19 protein-coding genes are annotated in these 17,551 nt (G+C 54.7%); all 19 read right to left on the minus strand.

The genetic code is table 11. The features are described from left to right. Window positions 1-4 precede the first annotated feature (4 nt). A complete protein-coding gene (locus B8987_RS18670; RefSeq protein WP_084662213.1) occupies window positions 5-265 on the minus strand; it encodes a sigma factor-like helix-turn-helix DNA-binding protein in 261 nt (86 codons plus the stop codon). A 91-nt stretch (window positions 266-356) separates the two neighbouring features. After that, entirely contained in the window at window positions 357-653 is a 297-nt protein-coding gene (locus tag B8987_RS18675) for a DUF6166 domain-containing protein (RefSeq protein ID WP_084662215.1), read from the minus strand. A gap of 39 nt (window positions 654-692) precedes the next feature. Further along, the gene (locus tag B8987_RS18680; protein WP_084662217.1) at window positions 693-1,415 is read right to left on the minus strand and encodes an EAL domain-containing protein; all 723 of its coding nucleotides are present in this window, start codon (window positions 1,413-1,415) and stop codon (window positions 693-695) included. A gap of 12 nt (window positions 1,416-1,427) precedes the next feature. Beyond that, window positions 1,428-1,724 carry a hypothetical protein gene (locus B8987_RS18685; RefSeq protein ID WP_084662219.1) on the minus strand — a complete coding sequence of 99 codons (297 nt, stop codon included), beginning with the start codon at window positions 1,722-1,724 and terminating at the stop codon, window positions 1,428-1,430. Between the two features lie 50 nt (window positions 1,725-1,774). Then, entirely contained in the window at window positions 1,775-2,152 is a 378-nt protein-coding gene (locus B8987_RS18690) for a hypothetical protein (RefSeq protein WP_084662220.1), read from the minus strand. 348 nt (window positions 2,153-2,500) lie between these two features. Then, window positions 2,501-3,448, minus strand: coding sequence for a ParM/StbA family protein (locus tag B8987_RS18695; protein ID WP_084662222.1), 948 nt, complete (start codon window positions 3,446-3,448; stop codon window positions 2,501-2,503). A 349-nt stretch (window positions 3,449-3,797) separates the two neighbouring features. Continuing rightward, window positions 3,798-4,679, minus strand: coding sequence for a replication-relaxation family protein (locus B8987_RS18700; protein ID WP_176213293.1), 882 nt, complete (start codon window positions 4,677-4,679; stop codon window positions 3,798-3,800). A 14-nt stretch (window positions 4,680-4,693) separates the two neighbouring features. After that, a complete protein-coding gene (locus tag B8987_RS18705; protein WP_084662226.1) occupies window positions 4,694-7,810 on the minus strand; it encodes a hypothetical protein in 3,117 nt (1,038 codons plus the stop codon). Window positions 7,811-7,927: 117 nt separating this feature from the next. After that, on the minus strand, window positions 7,928-8,677 hold the full coding sequence (locus B8987_RS18710) for a hypothetical protein (protein WP_084662228.1): 750 nt from the start codon (window positions 8,675-8,677) through the stop codon (window positions 7,928-7,930). Between the two features lie 497 nt (window positions 8,678-9,174). Further along, entirely contained in the window at window positions 9,175-9,573 is a 399-nt protein-coding gene (locus tag B8987_RS18715) for a DUF805 domain-containing protein (protein ID WP_084662231.1), read from the minus strand. 16 nt (window positions 9,574-9,589) lie between these two features. Further along, the gene (locus B8987_RS18720) at window positions 9,590-10,354 is read right to left on the minus strand and encodes a hypothetical protein (RefSeq protein ID WP_084662233.1); all 765 of its coding nucleotides are present in this window, start codon (window positions 10,352-10,354) and stop codon (window positions 9,590-9,592) included. Between the two features lie 2 nt (window positions 10,355-10,356). Further along, window positions 10,357-11,058: a hypothetical protein gene (locus B8987_RS18725; RefSeq protein ID WP_084662235.1), complete on the minus strand. Its 702-nt coding sequence runs from the start codon at window positions 11,056-11,058 to the stop codon at window positions 10,357-10,359. Window positions 11,059-11,073: 15 nt separating this feature from the next. Continuing rightward, window positions 11,074-11,514: a hypothetical protein gene (locus tag B8987_RS18730; RefSeq protein WP_084662237.1), complete on the minus strand. Its 441-nt coding sequence runs from the start codon at window positions 11,512-11,514 to the stop codon at window positions 11,074-11,076. 188 nt (window positions 11,515-11,702) lie between these two features. Then, entirely contained in the window at window positions 11,703-12,647 is a 945-nt protein-coding gene (locus B8987_RS18735) for a hypothetical protein (protein ID WP_084662239.1), read from the minus strand. After that, on the minus strand, window positions 12,644-13,564 hold the full coding sequence (locus B8987_RS18740; RefSeq protein ID WP_084662241.1) for a hypothetical protein: 921 nt from the start codon (window positions 13,562-13,564) through the stop codon (window positions 12,644-12,646). Before B8987_RS18740 ends, B8987_RS18735 begins: the two co-directional genes overlap by 4 nt. A 77-nt stretch (window positions 13,565-13,641) precedes the next feature. Further along, entirely contained in the window at window positions 13,642-15,543 is a 1,902-nt protein-coding gene (locus B8987_RS18745; RefSeq protein WP_084662244.1) for a hypothetical protein, read from the minus strand. A 162-nt stretch (window positions 15,544-15,705) separates the two neighbouring features. Then, window positions 15,706-16,149, minus strand: a complete 444-nt coding sequence (locus tag B8987_RS18750) for a hypothetical protein (protein WP_084662245.1) — start codon at window positions 16,147-16,149, stop codon at window positions 15,706-15,708. Beyond that, window positions 16,146-16,898 carry an SAF domain-containing protein gene (locus tag B8987_RS18755; RefSeq protein ID WP_084662247.1) on the minus strand — a complete coding sequence of 251 codons (753 nt, stop codon included), beginning with the start codon at window positions 16,896-16,898 and terminating at the stop codon, window positions 16,146-16,148. Before B8987_RS18755 ends, B8987_RS18750 begins: the two co-directional genes overlap by 4 nt. A gap of 35 nt (window positions 16,899-16,933) precedes the next feature. Continuing rightward, a complete protein-coding gene (locus B8987_RS18760) occupies window positions 16,934-17,533 on the minus strand; it encodes a hypothetical protein (protein WP_084662250.1) in 600 nt (199 codons plus the stop codon). Window positions 17,534-17,551 lie beyond the last annotated feature (18 nt).

Raw genomic sequence — 17,551 nt, forward strand, 5'->3', positions numbered from 1 at the left:
GGGGTTAATGGCGCAAAATCTCTTGGGTTTGTAAGAGGCGAAAGTGCTGATACAGGACCGGATCTGCTTGAAGCGTGGTGAGTCCGGACTGGAGCAACTGCTTGACGCGGCGTTCCGAGAGATGCAGCGTCCGGGCTACTTGGCGGACGGAATAGGGGTGCCCGTCAAGAAACCCAAACGCTAAGCTGATGACTGGAAAAACCTCAGATGGTAAGGTGTGTAACGCGTGGGTAATGGCGCGACGCACAGCGGGAGAAATGGACATGGCAATACACTCCTTTGGATGAGAAAGTGAAAAACGATAGCTTTCTCACCACCCGGCGACTCCTGTCGCCGGGTACAAGGAGGGAACCGTCTTAGGCAGACATCACAATGCGTGCGATATCGTCTGAGGTCACCGTCCATCCATCGGTCCAATGAGCAATAACGTGATCGAGGGCCAGTAAGGCGTGTTGGGAAATGTCTTGGAATGGCATGGCGTCTTGTACCAAAAATTGAGCCAAATAATATGGACCCATCCCGTTATACCCCCAATCAAATTCCGGGTGATCCTCATTGCGAGAAGAGCGATAGGTGATGTGGCCGTTTTCATGATCTTCAATTTGGACTAAAGCCACGCCATTTTCTAAACGCATACCATGATAAGTTTTCATAACGTCATCCCCCTGGAATGGAATAACAAATTCTACAGATTATTGAGGAATCACAAAACCCTCTGCATCGTCCGTTCGTTGAGGCCAGACTTGCGGTTGCCCCCACAAAAAGCCTTGGAGGCCATCACAGCCGCATTGGAGCGCGATGTCGCGTTGTTCCGGAGTTTCAATGCCTTCCGCAATGACAATCAGCCCGTGGTCGTGACAACGGGCCACAAAGTCGGTCCATCGAGAAATAAACGCAGCAGTGAACGGTTCATCATGCCACACCGTTTGGTCGATTTTTAACCCATGTAACCCCCGATAGGCGGGCACGACCGTATCGTCTGTCCAATCATCCAGCATAACCCGTCCCTGGCGGCTCATCCACACATCGTATAAGGTATCCCATAACCGGGCGGACCACGGCCATTGCTCCGTGGTTTCTAACACAAGGCCCGCCGTGGGTTGTTGCGCAATCCACGCCGCTTGGGTCATCACCGTATGCGGCCACAAATTGATATGCCAATGGCCCGGAATCTGGTGACGGGCGACCGTCTGCCAGACCCACTGGTCCAACTGCGCCACCAGGTGCGGGCCTAACGTCGCCGCCATCCGCCACCACGCCAGAGGCGATAACGCCCACTCCGGTTGAGGAGGACGAATACGGGTCAGGATTTCCCCGACAGGTCGCGTCGGGGGCTGGGGGGTCCAAATGGGTTGCCAAACCAGAAAGAGCGGCCGGGTCCACGCGTCCGCGACCGAAACCGGTGAGGGTGTCATACATTCACCTCCTTAATGCGAATCCGAAGGGGTCCACGGGGGATCCCAGAGAAACGCCCCATTGGGCCGGCGAATAGTCGAACGGCCTGACCAGACTGTCCACAAATCAAAACTCACACGATAAGCGGGTCCGGCAAGGACAAAAAAGGTGTCGGTGACGGTGACGAGCGTGCCAGTAAACCGTGGATGGTGTTTGTCATCCGGCGTGATCACCGTCAGGGTCCAACCGAGATAGGGTTGCAGAAATTGAGCGATGTAGTGGAGTTTGCGGAGATCGCAATGCGGACGCGGAGGACTAAAAATGGCCATGACAGGCTCACCTGCTTTCCGAAAAATGGAGAGAAACCATAAGAAATCGGTTACGACGGATCCCCGAAGGCTTTGAACATATCTTCCAGCGTTTGGGCAAAGGCTTGTTGTTCTTCGGGGGTTTGAGGCCCTTGTAAGAGGGCGTCTAACGGCACATCGGTGGGATCGCCCAACACCGTAGGCGGGGGGCTGTAGGACGGGGGCGAATCAGATGGCGTTGGAGCGGATTTCTCCGGTTCGGGTAAGGCAGCCCGGGGCAGATGCTGAAGCGTATCCAGAAGATCGCGAAAGCCGCCGGGAACCAGATACCACCGCAGGGCTTGGCGAATGATCGCTTGTCGTTGACCCCATGGGTAATTTTGGAGGGCTTCAATCAGTTCGTGGTCGTCAACCGTATGCAATCGAATGGTAAAGCGATACATGCCCATGAAATAGACACTCCTTTGGAGGCAGATAAATGATGTCGCACGAAAACCCTTGTCAGAGCACGAAAAACCGCAGCAATAGCAACGAAAATGATGTCATTAAGGAATGGTGACATGATGTCACGCGAAAAGCCAAGGAGAACAAAGAATACGGGACGTTTGTGCCGCGAGCATGATGTCATTGTTTCAAGAAAAATCGTGGTGAACGGGGTGGAAATGACATCATCAACACACGGTAAAGCGATGCAAAGCAAGCAATATCAAGGATTTCCTCATGATGTCATTCAATGACATCATGAGGACCAGGTAAAAACTCTAAAACCTTGATAAGATACAGGCTTGATAATGACATCACGATGACTTGATCGCTAATTGGGCTTTCAGTGTCGACAGATAGGCTTGGGCATTGGCCCATTGCGGATTTTGGGGAATGACCGCATCCGGAAAGGCTTCCGCATAGAGAAGTGCGCCACCGCCCACGAGAATCTTGCCCGCCAGTTTGTCCCACGATTGGTCGAGCTTTTCAATAATGCGGTCGCGCAGTTGGCTTTGGAGATGCTGAATCGCCGTTTCGCGATACGGCATCAAATCCACGAGCTGGCCGCGCACATGGATGTGCTTGCGGTCTTCCACTTCCGCGGGTTGAAAGGGAATGGTGTACTGCTTCTTGAGTTGGTTGGCCACCCACGCGTTCACCGCGTGCGTCCCCAGTTCGGTGCTATCCGCTAAATCGGGATGGAAGACAATCCGCTCGGTCGGGGTTTTGGTCACGATAATGAAGTCGGTGGTCCGATACCCGATGTCGATAATGAGATAGTCGCCGGGTTCGTACTCCGGGCGTAAGAATAAGGTCGACGCGGCGGCCACGCCTTGCGGCAGCACGAGGACACTTTCAAACCAGAGCCGGTGCTGGGTGCCGTTCGGTAGCGTGACGGTTCCCCCAAAGCCTTCGAGCGCGTGTTGGAACTTTTCACGACCCGGGCCGTACCAGCTTAGGGGAAGCCCGGTCGCGAGATGGACAGGGCCAGCCGCGCCGTGGTCTGCGGCCGCAACCAGCATCATCGCCAACGTTTCGGGATCCGACGCTTTATCGCGGCTCCAGCGGGGCACGGCGTACAGCCTGGCAGCATTGCCAACCAGATAATCGGTGTCGTCGATCTGCGTCACCGGGGGGCGATCTTGATCCCCCAGTTCAAGCATGGCAGGAGATGGCGCAATCAACGAAGGGAAGATCGTGCGATTGGTGTCGGACAGCGTTTTCGTGTATCCATGTCCGACGTCGATAGCGAGATAAGTCATCAGAAAAAACCTCCTTAAATCAATATGCAATTTTTAGGTGGGGAGTATATATTTACCCATAAATAAAAATCCGGGAAGGCTTATGCTACAAGACTTAGGAACTGATACCAGAATTTGGAACGCGCGGTTATAACACAAAATCGAGCGGTTATAACAAAAACTATCGTGTGGTTATAAGACATTATGCCTGCGGTCATAAGTTATTCGTGCGACGGTTCTAAGGTAATAACTCTGCGGTTGTAAGGCGTCTTTTATCCGGTCATAAGGCACTAATCACGCGGACATATAATGGACTTTAAACGGTGCATATTGGGCCTTTACAAGATGCTTTCGGAGTCATGCCACGTGATTAGGAGGAAGTCTTATAGGGCGGTTGGCGAATGATGGTCCAAAGATCGCGAGGCATAATCTGGTAATCACCTCCGCCGCCATAGACGGTCCAACGTGATTCGCGCACTTGTGACCATGGCCAAATCCAGGCATAACTGTGGTGGAAAAGCTGAAATGTTGTTAACCAACTCTCAAAGTTTTTCTTTTGTGTATTAGCCCCTGTAGGTACAATGAGGACTTTTGGTGGCTCATTACACCAGGCGATCGATCGCCAACCACCTTGTAAGATAAGTCGGTCATATTGTTGCAATTTTTTCTGAATGGTGCCCGCTCGCCACGACCGTTCCAGTTCAATGAGCACAGGATGGCCGTTCAAGCGTAGGGCGGCGTCGGGCCGAATATGCAATGCGTGTGATCCGGTGACGGTTAAGCTCGTTTGCCAGGTATCCCAGGATGTGGGAAATCCTTGTTTTTGAGATTGACGGACGAGCATTAACGCGACCGTATTGCGGTCGAGATTGTGCTCGACCATGCGCATGGTGTGTGCGGTTTGGGAGATAGGTTCCCAATGAGGATGGAGAACCTGCCATGCATCATCATCGTCTTCTTGTAAGAGCTTGGCTCCTTCAGGAGCCAAGGTGACAATGCGTGTGCGTTGGCTGTGATAAGAGATGCGGGCGGATTGAATAAGGCCCCGTTCGCGCCATGTACGGATATTGTAAAACATGGTTCGTGGCGGCGCGCCATAAATCCACCCGGCTTGCTCAATCGTGACGTATCCGACCATACTTAACGTCCATAAAAAATCTAGCGTGTAGGCACTAAAAGCCCGTCGTCGCTGGATTTTGGGTGATCGAGCCGGAGTCCAGCGAATCGGTCGGGATAGGGTTTTCTGGGGCATAACCATCGCTCCTATTATTGGTCAATTAACCAAGGGGTGTCGAACCGGTCATCATTGGCCAGGGAAGGGATGACGGTCGTTGAGGATTCTGGGGTAACATTAATATTGTCATCGTTTTTTGTAGACCGTCGTGCAGCAAACCACTCGGGATGGGCCTGAAGCCATGCCATATACTGCATATTGTAGGCTGGGCGTTCGGCTTCATGAGTTTGGAGAACCTCAGCGAGTTCATCTAGTTGACAACCGAGTGTGGAGCATAAGCGCGTAATTAACGTTTGCGATAAACCGTAACGTTCTGCGACATCAGCGACTGTTAATCCTCTCGGCGGCACGTTTGTGACTGGCGGCTTAACCGTCACCGAGACCGGTTTCGGCACGGGCGGTAAGGGATCGTCGGAACGCACGGCATCGTCTTTTGGTGTCTTGCTTTCTGCTCTGACAAGATCGTCCGGCAGAAGACGTTCCTCGGCGGCGTTTGCGTCCTGATGGTGAGGGTCATCCGACAATTCGGGTTCCTCCGGTAACGCCGGCAACCAATCGGGCTGATGCGTCAAATGATACTGCGCCCATTCCTCATGCGCCTCGGGCCGCCAATCGATCGTATTGCCAATAAAGGGCGCTTGCACGGCCCCTTTGGCCTGCCAGACACAAATGGCCGTGTGATCGGGGAGGCGCATAATATCGTCGGCCATAAACCGTTCCAGATTTTGCGCTTCTTCTTGGAGCGTAATGTTGTTGATGTAGACTGTCATCATTTGTTGCATCAGTTTGACCGCTTCGGCCGGTTCGGGAATGCGGTGAATAATGCGGTTTTGGCACAGGTTGACAATCCCGGCTTGCAGAGCGGGATCTTTGAGTTCGAGCAAGAACCGTGTGGCGAGGACCGTTTGGAACCCGTAGGCCCGGCCTAACGCCAACATATCCAAGAATTGGGCCGAGAGATATTCCTGCGCTTCATCGTAGAGCAACCGGACCGGAATGCGATCCGTTTCGGCTTTTAAGCCTTGCCGTTGAATGGCCCGCCATAGGAGCTGGGTAATCAAAATTCCAAAGAGCCGCACAGGCGATCGGCCGCCTAAGCGCGCCATATCGAGATTGATAATCACGACTTGCCGTTCGGCAATCACGCGGTCCCAGTTAATGGCGCGTTTCCGCGGGTGTCCGGGTTCCTGAACGCCTAAAGCCTGCTCGACGGCACCGTGGCGGAGCAGTTCATCGAGCTTGTTACGGGGCGCGGCCACCGCTTCTTCCCAAAACCGGGGATTGTTACTCAAGAGATTAGGCAAAACCACCGTCCAGAAATCGCGGGTTTGCCGCGGCAATCCCGGATTGTTCAGAGCCTGACTGAGAAAACCCATGCGGTAGCCTTCATCGGTGAGAAACCGGTAGGCATCGCGCAGCGTCCGCGGATGGTCGGGCGTCGAATCGGCCAAAATGATGGTGAGCGTATGGCCCAAAATTTCGCGGGACCGGGGTCCAATGGCGTCGGCCCCAAAGATGTCTTGGAGCGTATCGACAAGTTGGGTCATGGCAGCCGCATCGCCCACAGTCGTATCTAAAGGTTCCAAGGCCCAAGGATTGGTGGGATCAGTGGGATCAAACCAGATGACCGTGCGGTCTGGGGGCACCAATCGGAGGGCGGCTTGGGCGGTATCTTTCCCGATGTCAAAGAGGACGACGGCATTGAGCGGTGAGCCATCGGCGCGCGTCGCCCGCACACTATTCTTAAACACGTTAATGAGCGAGGTGGATTTGCCGGACCCTTGAATCCCCAACAACAAAAGATTTTTGGTAAAGTCTTGCGGATACAGGCCGACCCGGTCCTGACCTTCTGCCAACATGAGAACATCCCCGGGCTGCCGCGATAGGGCGCGGGACGCCGGCATCCGGCGCGTCATACTACGGGGCAAATCGGCCACGCGCAAACGGCCGGTCGGCAAGGCAAAGAAGGTCGCACACTCGCCTGACCATAAGGCATTGCCACCGGCTAAGGGCCACAGACGCGGCAATCCGTGCTGCATCCACGTGACCCACTTTTGGCGCCATACCACGACGCTGTGAGGCCGGAGAATGGCCCAACGGTTCTGCACGCCCCACGCCGACACCATGCGTTGCATCGTGTCATAATCCGGCGCACTGGCCCGGAGTTCCGTCAGCCAGCGCCCGCGCCCCATTTGATCAAGCGCACTGTCGGCCGCTTGTTCGAGCGCGACGTTCTTTTCCCACGTGGCATATTGCGCAGCGGTTTCAAGCCGTTTTAAGGCCCGACCGGTGGAAACGGGCACCCACGTCGCTTGCCACACAAAATCGGGCACCTGGGTCCGTTCACGCCAGCCTTCGCGGGCGACGGATTGCACCAGCATTTCCAGCGGTAACGCCTTATATTGACTGACGACATCAATCAGCCGAATAGCCGTCCGGTATTTGAGTCGCCACCGCACCACCTGTTGTCGGGGCGCCTGCACGGGATGGGGCCACGCTTGAAACCGCACATTTTGATAGGTGTTTTGCCAGGCGGCGAGCACCCGATCTTGGAATGCGGCGGGAATCCCCAGTACCCAGTGCATTTGATCGTCGACCTGATGATCACGAATCAAACTCAACGAAAACGGGGGAGCCGACACAACCCAGGGGTACCAAAATGGCGACCCGATCCACCGTGACCGGGGCCATAAGGCATCCCAGAGTTGATCAAAGAGTTGGCGCATAGCGTCGGGTGTGACAACATCATTCTGAAAGAGCACGACTTCCCACCAAGTCATGGTGCGGGATCGGTGTTGTCGTAAAAGAAACCGGAGGGTGAGGAGAATCAGGACCACCGGCAAGCTGACGGCAATCAGCCCCAAGACGAGAGGTCCGACAGCGTGAGCGAGCGCCAGAACCCAGCCGGGATGCGCACGTAAGGTGACGCGGTGACCATCCCGGTAGACCGTCACGGATTGCGTGAGAAAGGGAATGTGCATCCAGAGGCTATGAGCACCGTGTTGAACGGCTTGCCATAAGCGTCGGGGCCCCCATTCAAAGAGGGCAATCCCCACAAACACCGCAAAAATGGCGATCCAAAAGAGCGTATTGCGGCGCGAACGCCCCCGGTATTCGGGTAAATCCGGCAGTTTCGAGGAATCTATCATGACAAATTATCGTCTCCTTTATCGCGGATCAGGATGCCGCCCGGGAGGGGACCATGCGGGCGGTCAGCCAGCCACTCAGCAGAATGAGACCTTGCGCGGCGGTACACCAAAGACAAATCAGGCCCAAGGCCCATTCATGGCCGAGGCCCCACAGGACGCCGCCGCTGCCCAGGCCAATCCAGAGTCGGCGCCATCCAGGGAGATGCCAGAAAGGGGAAACGCATGTAAAACATGCCACCCCTGCCGGTCAAAATCATAAACAATGGTTTGTGCTCCGCCCGAAGTGCCTACGTAGTTAGACACTAACCAACCATGTCCTGCTTGGCCGCGTATGACATAAACAACTGGTCGTGAGAAATCGTTGGGAGACGGAGGTTTTATTGTAATATTTGGTAATCGGTTCCATTGCGATTGTCCCGGTTTCCATGTGACAGTTCTTACTACATCATTCTGACTGACGAATGTGATCCACCATAGGCCGTGCGTTGTACGACCCCACGCCGTCACGGAACGGTTGTCTGGAGGTAAAAAAGGCGGTGTCACAGATGTTACAAAATGTGACGTGGTTTCAACGCTTTGACCCTGGTATTCTGGCCCGTGATTCGCGGTTGCGGGCAACTGGGTTAAGAACCATAAATGATGAAGGCCAGCTTCTTTTCCGACGATGGAATCTTGCGCAGCTAACGTGCCAACAACGTGCCATTCATTAGAAGGCATTGTCGGAGCGAGTTTGGCAGGCTGTTTTGTAGCGGTTTTTGTGGGTGTAGTGCCTAAGGAAGCCGATGGCGTGGGTGCTGCTCCACACCCGACGAAGAGGAAGGTGCCGATTGTGACACTGGTTGTTATCACTATACGGTTTCGGGTCATGAATCATTCTCCTTGATAAAATTAGTGGGACTATGGGAATGAGTATACGCAGTAGAGACACCATGTGCGAAGCAATACGGCGGATTTGCCATGTGAAAAGCCCGCCTTTTCAAAGACGGGCTTGGTGGCCTTCAGAAGGGAATGAGGGGCGATGCACATGCCGATCCCTGTACCGCTCTCTTTCCTTGGAGTAGCCCGATATCTCTTGTGGACACGAAACTGTCGAAAATTCTCTTGACGTTCTCCCCAGCGCTAAAGCGCGGGGATTCTTTCTCGCTCTGCGCGAGCTACGCGGACGTGCTGGTGGGGATGCCACTGCACGCCCGTGGGGGACGCCATCGCCCCAACTACGGGGCCAAAGCCCCGATACTTGGATGGCTGCACCCTCCACGAACGGGGTGGAGCTTAAGGATATTCTATCACAACCGGGCGGCTTATCCCCAGCGCTCAAGCGCGGGGCTTGCGCCGCCGGGGTTTCGGTCATTATGCAAATGGCTTCATACAGGAGAAGATTCCGAGTCCGGCGGAGGAGACACACTCGGCGCACTGGCCCAGGCGATCAGTACGAACCAACCCAACGGGAACAAGACGTACAGCCAAACCCATGCGGGGGAACGGCTGATATCGCGAAGACGGCGCATCGTCAAGGTCACGGTGGGAACGAGGGACGCTAGGAGATACCCGGTTTGAAGACTCAGCCAGAGGATGAGGCTCCATGGGTGATGGGGAATGACCGCCGTGCCGAGGAACCCCACGCTGAGGATGCCCGTGTGTACGAACCAAAATCCGCCAAATTGATCGCGTGACGCCCGACCCTGGCGCACCAAGCTCTGGCGCCAGGCATTCCAATAATCCTGCCAAAACGTGATGCCTTTGCGTATCAGAGAAACTCGCATCCCAATAGCCTCCTTCTTAAGGAACGAGGGATGGTTGCCATACAGTCAACCCATCTCCCCGGTAAACCGGATGCCAATGAGCCTGTTCAAGCCACAAGGTTTGGGGCGTCGTGGCGGTGGTCGGCCAGACGATGCGCGACACATCATGGGCGGTCCAAAACGTCACCGGCTGGCGGCCTTGTTGCCAGGCCAGATACGGTCCGAGGCGGTGATGGACCGTCCAAAACTGCGTGCGGCCATCAATCCACACAGCCGACACCCCCTGGGCTTCCCAGTAGCCTCCCAGGCGGTAAGGCGTGAGCGTGAGACCGGACGTGGGATGGTGCACGCACCATTGGACTACGGCGGTCGGGCTGTGCATGGCGGTCGCGTACTGAGCGACGCCGCCGGGCGTCAGAATGCGAGTCAGAATGACCACAGCACTTCCGCTCACGAGGCCCAGCGACCAAATCCGTTGTCTTGCCCCAGTGAGTGCACTCATGGGGGGAAAGAGGCCGCCTAATAGCAGAAGGGTTAAGGGCCAATTGTATAGCACCATGCGCTGATGCCACAGTGTCGCCAGGACGGTCCCGCCCCACCACCAAAACCACGGCGTGACGGTCAAGCGGCGGAGCGCCACGGCGCCGATAATCACGGCCCATAACCCGGCTAAGAGCGTCCAGCCCGGCGTGTGCCAATTGGGCGATTGCCATTCTTGGATCACCTGGGAAATTACGGGCGAGTGGATAATCGCGAGGGCGTGTCGAATGGCTTGACCATGCAACGGGTTCAGACGCCACACGGCTACGAGACTGCTGAGACCGACGAGTCCCAGGAGAAGCGGAGATAATCGGGGGAGGAACGCGTCATGAGGGTACGTCCGGTCTCGAAGAACACTAAGAGCGGCACGAGAATCCAGTCGCCGTGAAAGACACTCCAGAGGACTGCGAGCGGCACTAAGAGCCATAGACGCCGGGGATGATGAGGAGCCTGATCTAAGATCATCAGGAGCAGCAGCCAGAAACTCACTGAGAGGATTTGTGGACGCAGAGGCCAAGCAGAAGCCAAACCCAAGGCGGCTAAGGCCCCCAAGACCGGTCCGAGCAGCGAGGGGCCATAAAGACGCCGCGCTTGTTCAGCGACCAACACGGTCAGAACCCCAGCACTCACAACAAGTAAGCCGAGTGTGCCCAAACCCGGCAGCGATCGCGGCGTCAGCGCGGCCAGGAACACTTGCCAACCCCATTCCAGATCGGGATAAGGGGCGGTCAGATGACCGAGGGTATTCAGGCGATAGAGCGTGTGATGTTGCCATTGCCAGCGACCCAAGACGAGACTCCACCACACATCGGATTGGGGGGCCCGTTTGAGAACCGTTTGCCACCATCCCACGGTCCACAAAGCTCCCAAACCCACCCCGAGACCGAACCAGACCATCCAAAGGGTCCGGGGGCGGGAGGCGGCCAAAGGATGGTCCGTGAACGAGTCACGCGGGGATGCTTCCATCCCGGATGCCTCCTTTCACCAGATGCGTTGACGGAGCCGCCGCCAATGGCGCCACGCGATCACGCAGACGAGAAGCGTCAGGCCCCGAATCAGCCAGGGCGCCCAAGCGGTATCCCCGATAATGACAACATTGAGCCAGGGCAATCCCCATAAGCCCGCGACGGGGAGCGTACAAAGTCCCCCGACGCAACTGCCCGCAAGCGCTAAGCCGGTTGTGGTCGTTGTCCCGACGGTCAACGAAAGCGGAACACGAGAAGAGGGTATTTGGGGAAAGGGTGTGCGTAAAATGGCCAGCGCGCTGGCATTGAGACCTCCGATCACCACAAGACGCAGAAAGCGATCCAGCGGCCAGAGGTGATGGGCCGCGACAAAAAAACCCATCCAGGCGCTCAATCCCACGAGCCAGACGAGAAAAAACAGGGCTCCATGGAGGCGCGCAGAAGCGGTGAGGCGCACAAGAATCATCTCCTAGGCGAGAATCCGATGTGCCATAAGCTGAGCACGGCGAGAAGCACGAAAGGCAGAAGCAGAAGAAGCATTAGTTGTCGAAAGCGGCGACGGGAACGCACAGCCAACACGGCTTGCGATGGTCTGATCGGTCGCGAGCACCATAATGGCACAACGACCGCCTCCTTTCCGGGAATTTACGACCCGTTGCCAATGCCGACGGGTACGGGACAATTGGTCGGATCGTAGACGCCAAACGGCGCGGAACAATTGGTCGTACCGCTATTAAAGGTGAGGCAGTATTCGGCTTCGCGATAACCGGGTTCATTGGGCATACAGTGGTCAAGATAGACTTCCGTTTGTTGGCATTGCGTCGACGAGGATTGCGTCGAACTATACGAATAGCTGGAGGTGGAACAGGATGTATGCGGGGTCGGTCCCGGACAGGAATAGGAGGTCGTGCAATGGCGTGTATAGGCCGTCGTGATACCCGTTTCCACGCCGGTAGACGTACAGCCACTACTCGTGCATGATCCGGCACACCCGGTGGGAGAAAATGAGGATCCCGCAGGACTGCTGGATGACGTGGGGGCGGGGGCTGTACAGCTTGTTGTGGTGGCCGTATTCGTAGGTTGTGCAGAGGAACTTGGAGCGACACAACTCACCGTTTGCGTGTTGAGTAAGGCTCCTGTTGTTGGATTCCAGGTATATTCGAGCTGGGAACCGTTTTGGCACGCACTAAATGTCCATTGTTGGTGTGTTCCTGCACATTGGGCTGCGGTGCCGGTACAGCCGGGGTGTCCTTGACAGACGCCATCACCACCGATTTGATATTCTCCTGCAGGACACGATTGTACACAGCCACTGGTGTTATTACCTAAATACGCCACGACTTCCCCGGAAGCAGCACAACTATTATACGTATATTGACCGGATTTTTGACTGGATGACGAAAAACCCGGAGTTGTTTGCGCAATGGTATTGGTAAAGGCTCCCCCGATTTGCCAGGTGGTTGAGGGAGTCAGAGAGGTTGACGTGTATTGAGTGCCCGTATTGTTCCATCCCGCCGCATAAACCGGAGAAGATATGAGAGCGATTCCCAAAAACGCAGCAATAGGAAGGCCGCGTTTGTAGTGTTTCATGACGATTGCCCTCCTTGCGGTGCCGCAAATGTCGGGGGTATTTGAAGTGGATAATGGGGAAATAACGTGGAGGCGATGGTCCATTGTCCCTGCGTCTGTGCAGGCTGAACCCATTCTAAAATGATTTCCCCATTGACGGTTTGAGTATAGGGAGCATGGTGACCGACTTGAATTTGACGTGTAACCGTTACGGGCACCAATATTTGTCCCTTGACGGGAGGGATAGCATTATGCGAACGCAAAATAATCGGCCGGAAGCTAAAAGGGAACGCATGAATGTTACCGGTATCTAAAGTAATGGTTCCACGAAGAACGTGCATATGCTGTTGAACCACGTGTTGTTGAGTCAAAGCCCAAGCCGATCCCCAGGATGTGGGCTGAGTTGAAGGAGGTGGCGGACCGAGGACTGACCACACCATCGTAGGATGATTGCCTAAAGCCCATCGAGTAGCCCATATGGCGTCAATTAATCCGTTATATAAATCGCGGGAGGTCATCGGGGGGATGTCCCGAAATTGATGCAGAAGTGTAACCCCGTGAAGATGCCAAAATGACTGAAGATTCGTCACCGTCCAGGATGCTGAAACGGAAGAAGGGACGATGTGTTGTGCGCTAAGCCAATGAGTACCATATTGGGAGACTTGAGACTCGGCTGCTAGAAGAGGCGCAAAGGCTGTATTGCGAGGAATTTGCCATGCAGGCAAAGAGGATACAGAACGGTTAGAAGAGGGGGTAGGACGAGATGCTGCTGTCGTATTGGATAACCCTGCGGCATGATGGGGTGTTGTGTGAAGGGTTGTCACGGCATGTAAAGAATCGAGAGACGTATGGGACCGGTGCCATAGAATCACACTGATGACAGCGCCTAATACCAGAACAGCAACAATCGTTAAAGTGAGACGGGCCCGATAAACCATAAGAAACACCTCCATAAAACAACAACCCTCTGTGGCCGTACGGTCCACAGAGGGAATGGTGTGACGTTAAGAGTGGGTTAATAAATAAACTGTGTTACCGTCCATCCGATGCCATTGGGTGCAGTATTATCCGGAACTTGTGTTAAGGTGATAGCCGCAGGGAGTGTGGGGAATGCATAGTCTTGATTAATTTGACCATTCACTTGAACCATACCCCAACTGTTAATCGTCACGGGTAAGGTCAGAGTCCATAAGCCATCGCTGTGTTGAACCGCTTGAAGGGATACAGTACGCGTTTGCGACAATTCAGACACTGAAGAAGGAATCGTCACTTGGGAGGCAATATGCATGTGGTCCACAAAACGCCACGCGGGTTTTCCTGCTTGTTCCGCAGCCAGCAGTGCATTGCCTTCGGCTTGGACAACAGCGGTAGGCATTTGCCATAAGGCTTTAGCAGGATTATTCACATAGGTAGTGAGATCTTGTTGAGCCACTTGTAAAGCATTTTGAATAGTCGACGCCGACAAAGAAGGATTAGCCGATTGGATGAGGGAAGCGCCTGTTAACGACGTGGTGCCCTCGTTAAAACGATAATCCTGATCGCGTGCCGATGTTGGAAAAGGTGAATACCACATATCGAGTGTCTGAGCTTGCTGAAAGGTCATTCCGCCGAAGGTAAATTGAACGGTGTGTTGCAAGGGTTTTTGCGCACTGGCTTGTGATGTGGTTGGCCAAATCTTGGGGAATAGCGCTAAGTTAGCCCGTTCCTGGTCCCATTGTGAGGCTGTCAGGAACTGTTCACCTACCCGATAGAGCGGTCCCGAATACTGAGCCAAGGCTTGTGGGGTTTGAATGTTTTGTCCCGTATAACTGCCCGCATAAATTTCGGCCGCGATCGTCCACTGGTGAGCAGACGGTGGGGCATTCCAGACGAAGGTGCCGACCGTACTCCGATTTTGCACATCGTTGCCAGTGGGTTGAATAGTATTGCTGGGGAGGAGTTCCCACGCAGACTGAGGCGTAGGTTTGACCCAAACTAAATAATAATAATCGGGAACGACCGAACTAAAATCTGATGGCTGAATGCTGGCTGGCAAGGTATTACTATTAAGGTTTAAGTCTAGGTGATTGACGGCAATGTGCAAAGGCACCCCAGGTTGAACGGGATTTTGAGCACTAATTTCCGTATTATTTTGCCATAAGCTAAAAATGTTGACATACGGGGCGGGCGGATTCACGTTGAGTTGGTTAACCGGCGCTAATGACTGGAGACGCTGGGGTAATTGACTGAAAGGAATCGGATTAGCGGTGCTTTGGCCGGACACGGTAATCATTAATGGATGGCTCCAGACCGAGAAGGTCGCATTATTGGGAGCGCTCGGATCTTTAGCATAGACTAAGACCTCATACGTACCATTTTGTGATGGAGTGAGCGTAAACGTATTAGACGAACTATAGTTTGATCCCCGCCATTGTCCACTCGGCGTTTTATACCAAAACTGGTAGACAGGATCAATTAAGTTCTGAGCTTGAGCGGAAATCGTAATGGATTGGTTAACACTGTCTTGAGTGGACGCCGATGAAATTGAGACAGAGCTGTCCACATTGGCGATAAATTGTTGGTGTTGAGCTTGAGACCACTCGCCAGCAGCAATTTGATTGGCATCTAACGCATAAACGACAACCGGATAGGATCCGGCTGAAGCATTGGGAATAGTGAACGTGTTATTCGGAGAATAATTGCGCACCATTTTCCATCCCGAGGGAAACTCTTCCCACCACTGATATTCCACGGTTCCGCCATTGCCGTTGGCCGAGGCTGTATAGGTCAATGTAGTACCAGGCTTTTGAACACCGTTGGGACCATGAGCCATTAATTGGGCAACATGGGGCATCGTGGCTGCATACGAGGGCAAACTGAAACTGGATAAAACTAGGGCACTTACGAGACTAATCGTGGATTTCGTATAATGTGTCACGTGACAACCTCCTCAAGAAAAGTTGCGTAACAAACATTCGGGCTGATAATGCCCAAATCCTTGTTCACACCCGAGTTTTTCACACGCCGGTCACGGCGTGTGACCGAAGCTCACTGGATTGCTATTGAGGATAAACCGGGCCAGGATGACGATTGTCCGGTCTCATCCGGTGAATGTGTGGCTCACCAGGTAAAGACACCACACCCCCCAGTAGCCGACGAGCCACGGCCAGGATGAGGGCACGGGGCGTCGGATGAGCCACAGCGCCGCACTAACGACAATCTGCACCCCAAAGGCGGCGACAATCAACCACAAGCCCATCAGCCACGCATTATGCATCCACAGCATGGTCAAACTGGCGATCCAATAATCCGCCAGTCCCCAAATGACGACACCGGGATGCCGTCGGGTGCGCCACCCCACATAACTGGCGGCAAATCCGCCCGTTAAGGCCGCTGCGAACCATCCCGCCGGATCTATCCACGGCGGATGCTCGATGAGCGTCAGGGCGGTGGCCAACAGGAGCGTCGACCAGGCCACGCTGCGCGTGCGCCAATCCGCCCACGCGACGCCCGTGAGCAAGCCCGTCCAAAGGAGATTGTTCATCCCGATGATTTCTTGCTCGATGAGGGCTTCGTTGAGCTGGAGGCGGAGGACGTCGCTGAGGAGGGGGTTGTCGTCGGTGGGGATACCACTAAGTGAAAGGTGGTTTGATAGGGATCTTGAACGAGCGTGGGATTGGCGATGGTCATCAGCAGCGATAAATCCTGATCCGGGACGGCTAAACTGACCATGCCAATGGCGGTTTGATTGTTCGATAAGGGCGTGCCCGAACTGGAATAGATGCCAATCACGCGAACTCCTGTGGCCCATAAATGGGCAAAGCCGGTGGAGGCGCTTTGACTCCCTTGGGGCGTACTTTGGGGGTCAGACCAGACTTGCACACGATCCCCCACTTGGACCAGCCCACTGCTGACCCCACTGACGGGAATGGTCCACACGGCTTGCCCGGGTTTCAACCCGCGAAAGGCGACCGGGGTGGTAAAGTCGTTTTGTAAGAGAGGCGTTCCGGGGGCTAACGCGGTTTTGGCGACCATGCCGGTAGGGACGGTCGAAAACGCGCCAGGCCACCCCGTCAAGGTCTTGATCGTGGTCACGTTTTGGCTGGTGACCGTTTGCCCGGCTGTTAAGGGCGTTTTTAACACCCACACGGTATGCAGATGCGGCGGAATCGTGAGTTGATGGGCCAGCCCCACTAAGGCCAATCCGCCGAGAAACCCGCCCGCGATTTTCAGTGTTTTCGTGGCCGCGCGGCGGGACGTTTGAGAAACCGATGACGAAGCGAGAGCAGCCATCGCACAACCTCCTTGGTTAAATGATGAGTATAGGGTTAAGACTGAAACGACACGATTGTATGGGGATTCGTCCGTCCCGCTAAAGGCAGAACGAAAGATTCCGACATCGTGGTGGTCCAATGCCAATGAAAAAAGGTGATGAGATTGAGCGGCACGATCACTTGCCCGGCAATGACAGGATAGGGATAGGTCACGGTTTGATGGTTCAAGGTAATGGGCTGGTTGGGCGCGGACGTGGTTTGTAACTGCTGAATCACGATGGGACCGCTCAGATGCCACACGGCATTGGCCGTTGCCGGCAGCGTCCAGGTGACACGTTGAGCGGTGGTGGTCGTAGTACTGCCGGGAATTGTGTGTTGGAAGGTGGTGCTGAGCACCGCCGGTAAGGCACTGGATTCGAGCGACACACTCTGTCCATTCCAGCCGACATTGTAATAGGCGCCATTTTGGGTTGTCGGGGTAATGGCCGCTTGTTCGAGTCCGGCGGTTAAGGCGGTATTGATCGTGGATTGCTCGGCATGAATTTGGCTGACGAACAAATAGACCGTGATGACCAATAAGAGCAAGAGCAGCATTTCGATCGAAAACAGCCACGTGGCAATCGCGGGAACCCGTTTCGGGTGCTGAGCAGTCATCAGAGCACGCTCCTTATG

The organism is Sulfobacillus thermosulfidooxidans DSM 9293 (assembly GCF_900176145.1).
Lineage (GTDB): Bacteria > Bacillota > Sulfobacillia > Sulfobacillales > Sulfobacillaceae > Sulfobacillus > Sulfobacillus thermosulfidooxidans.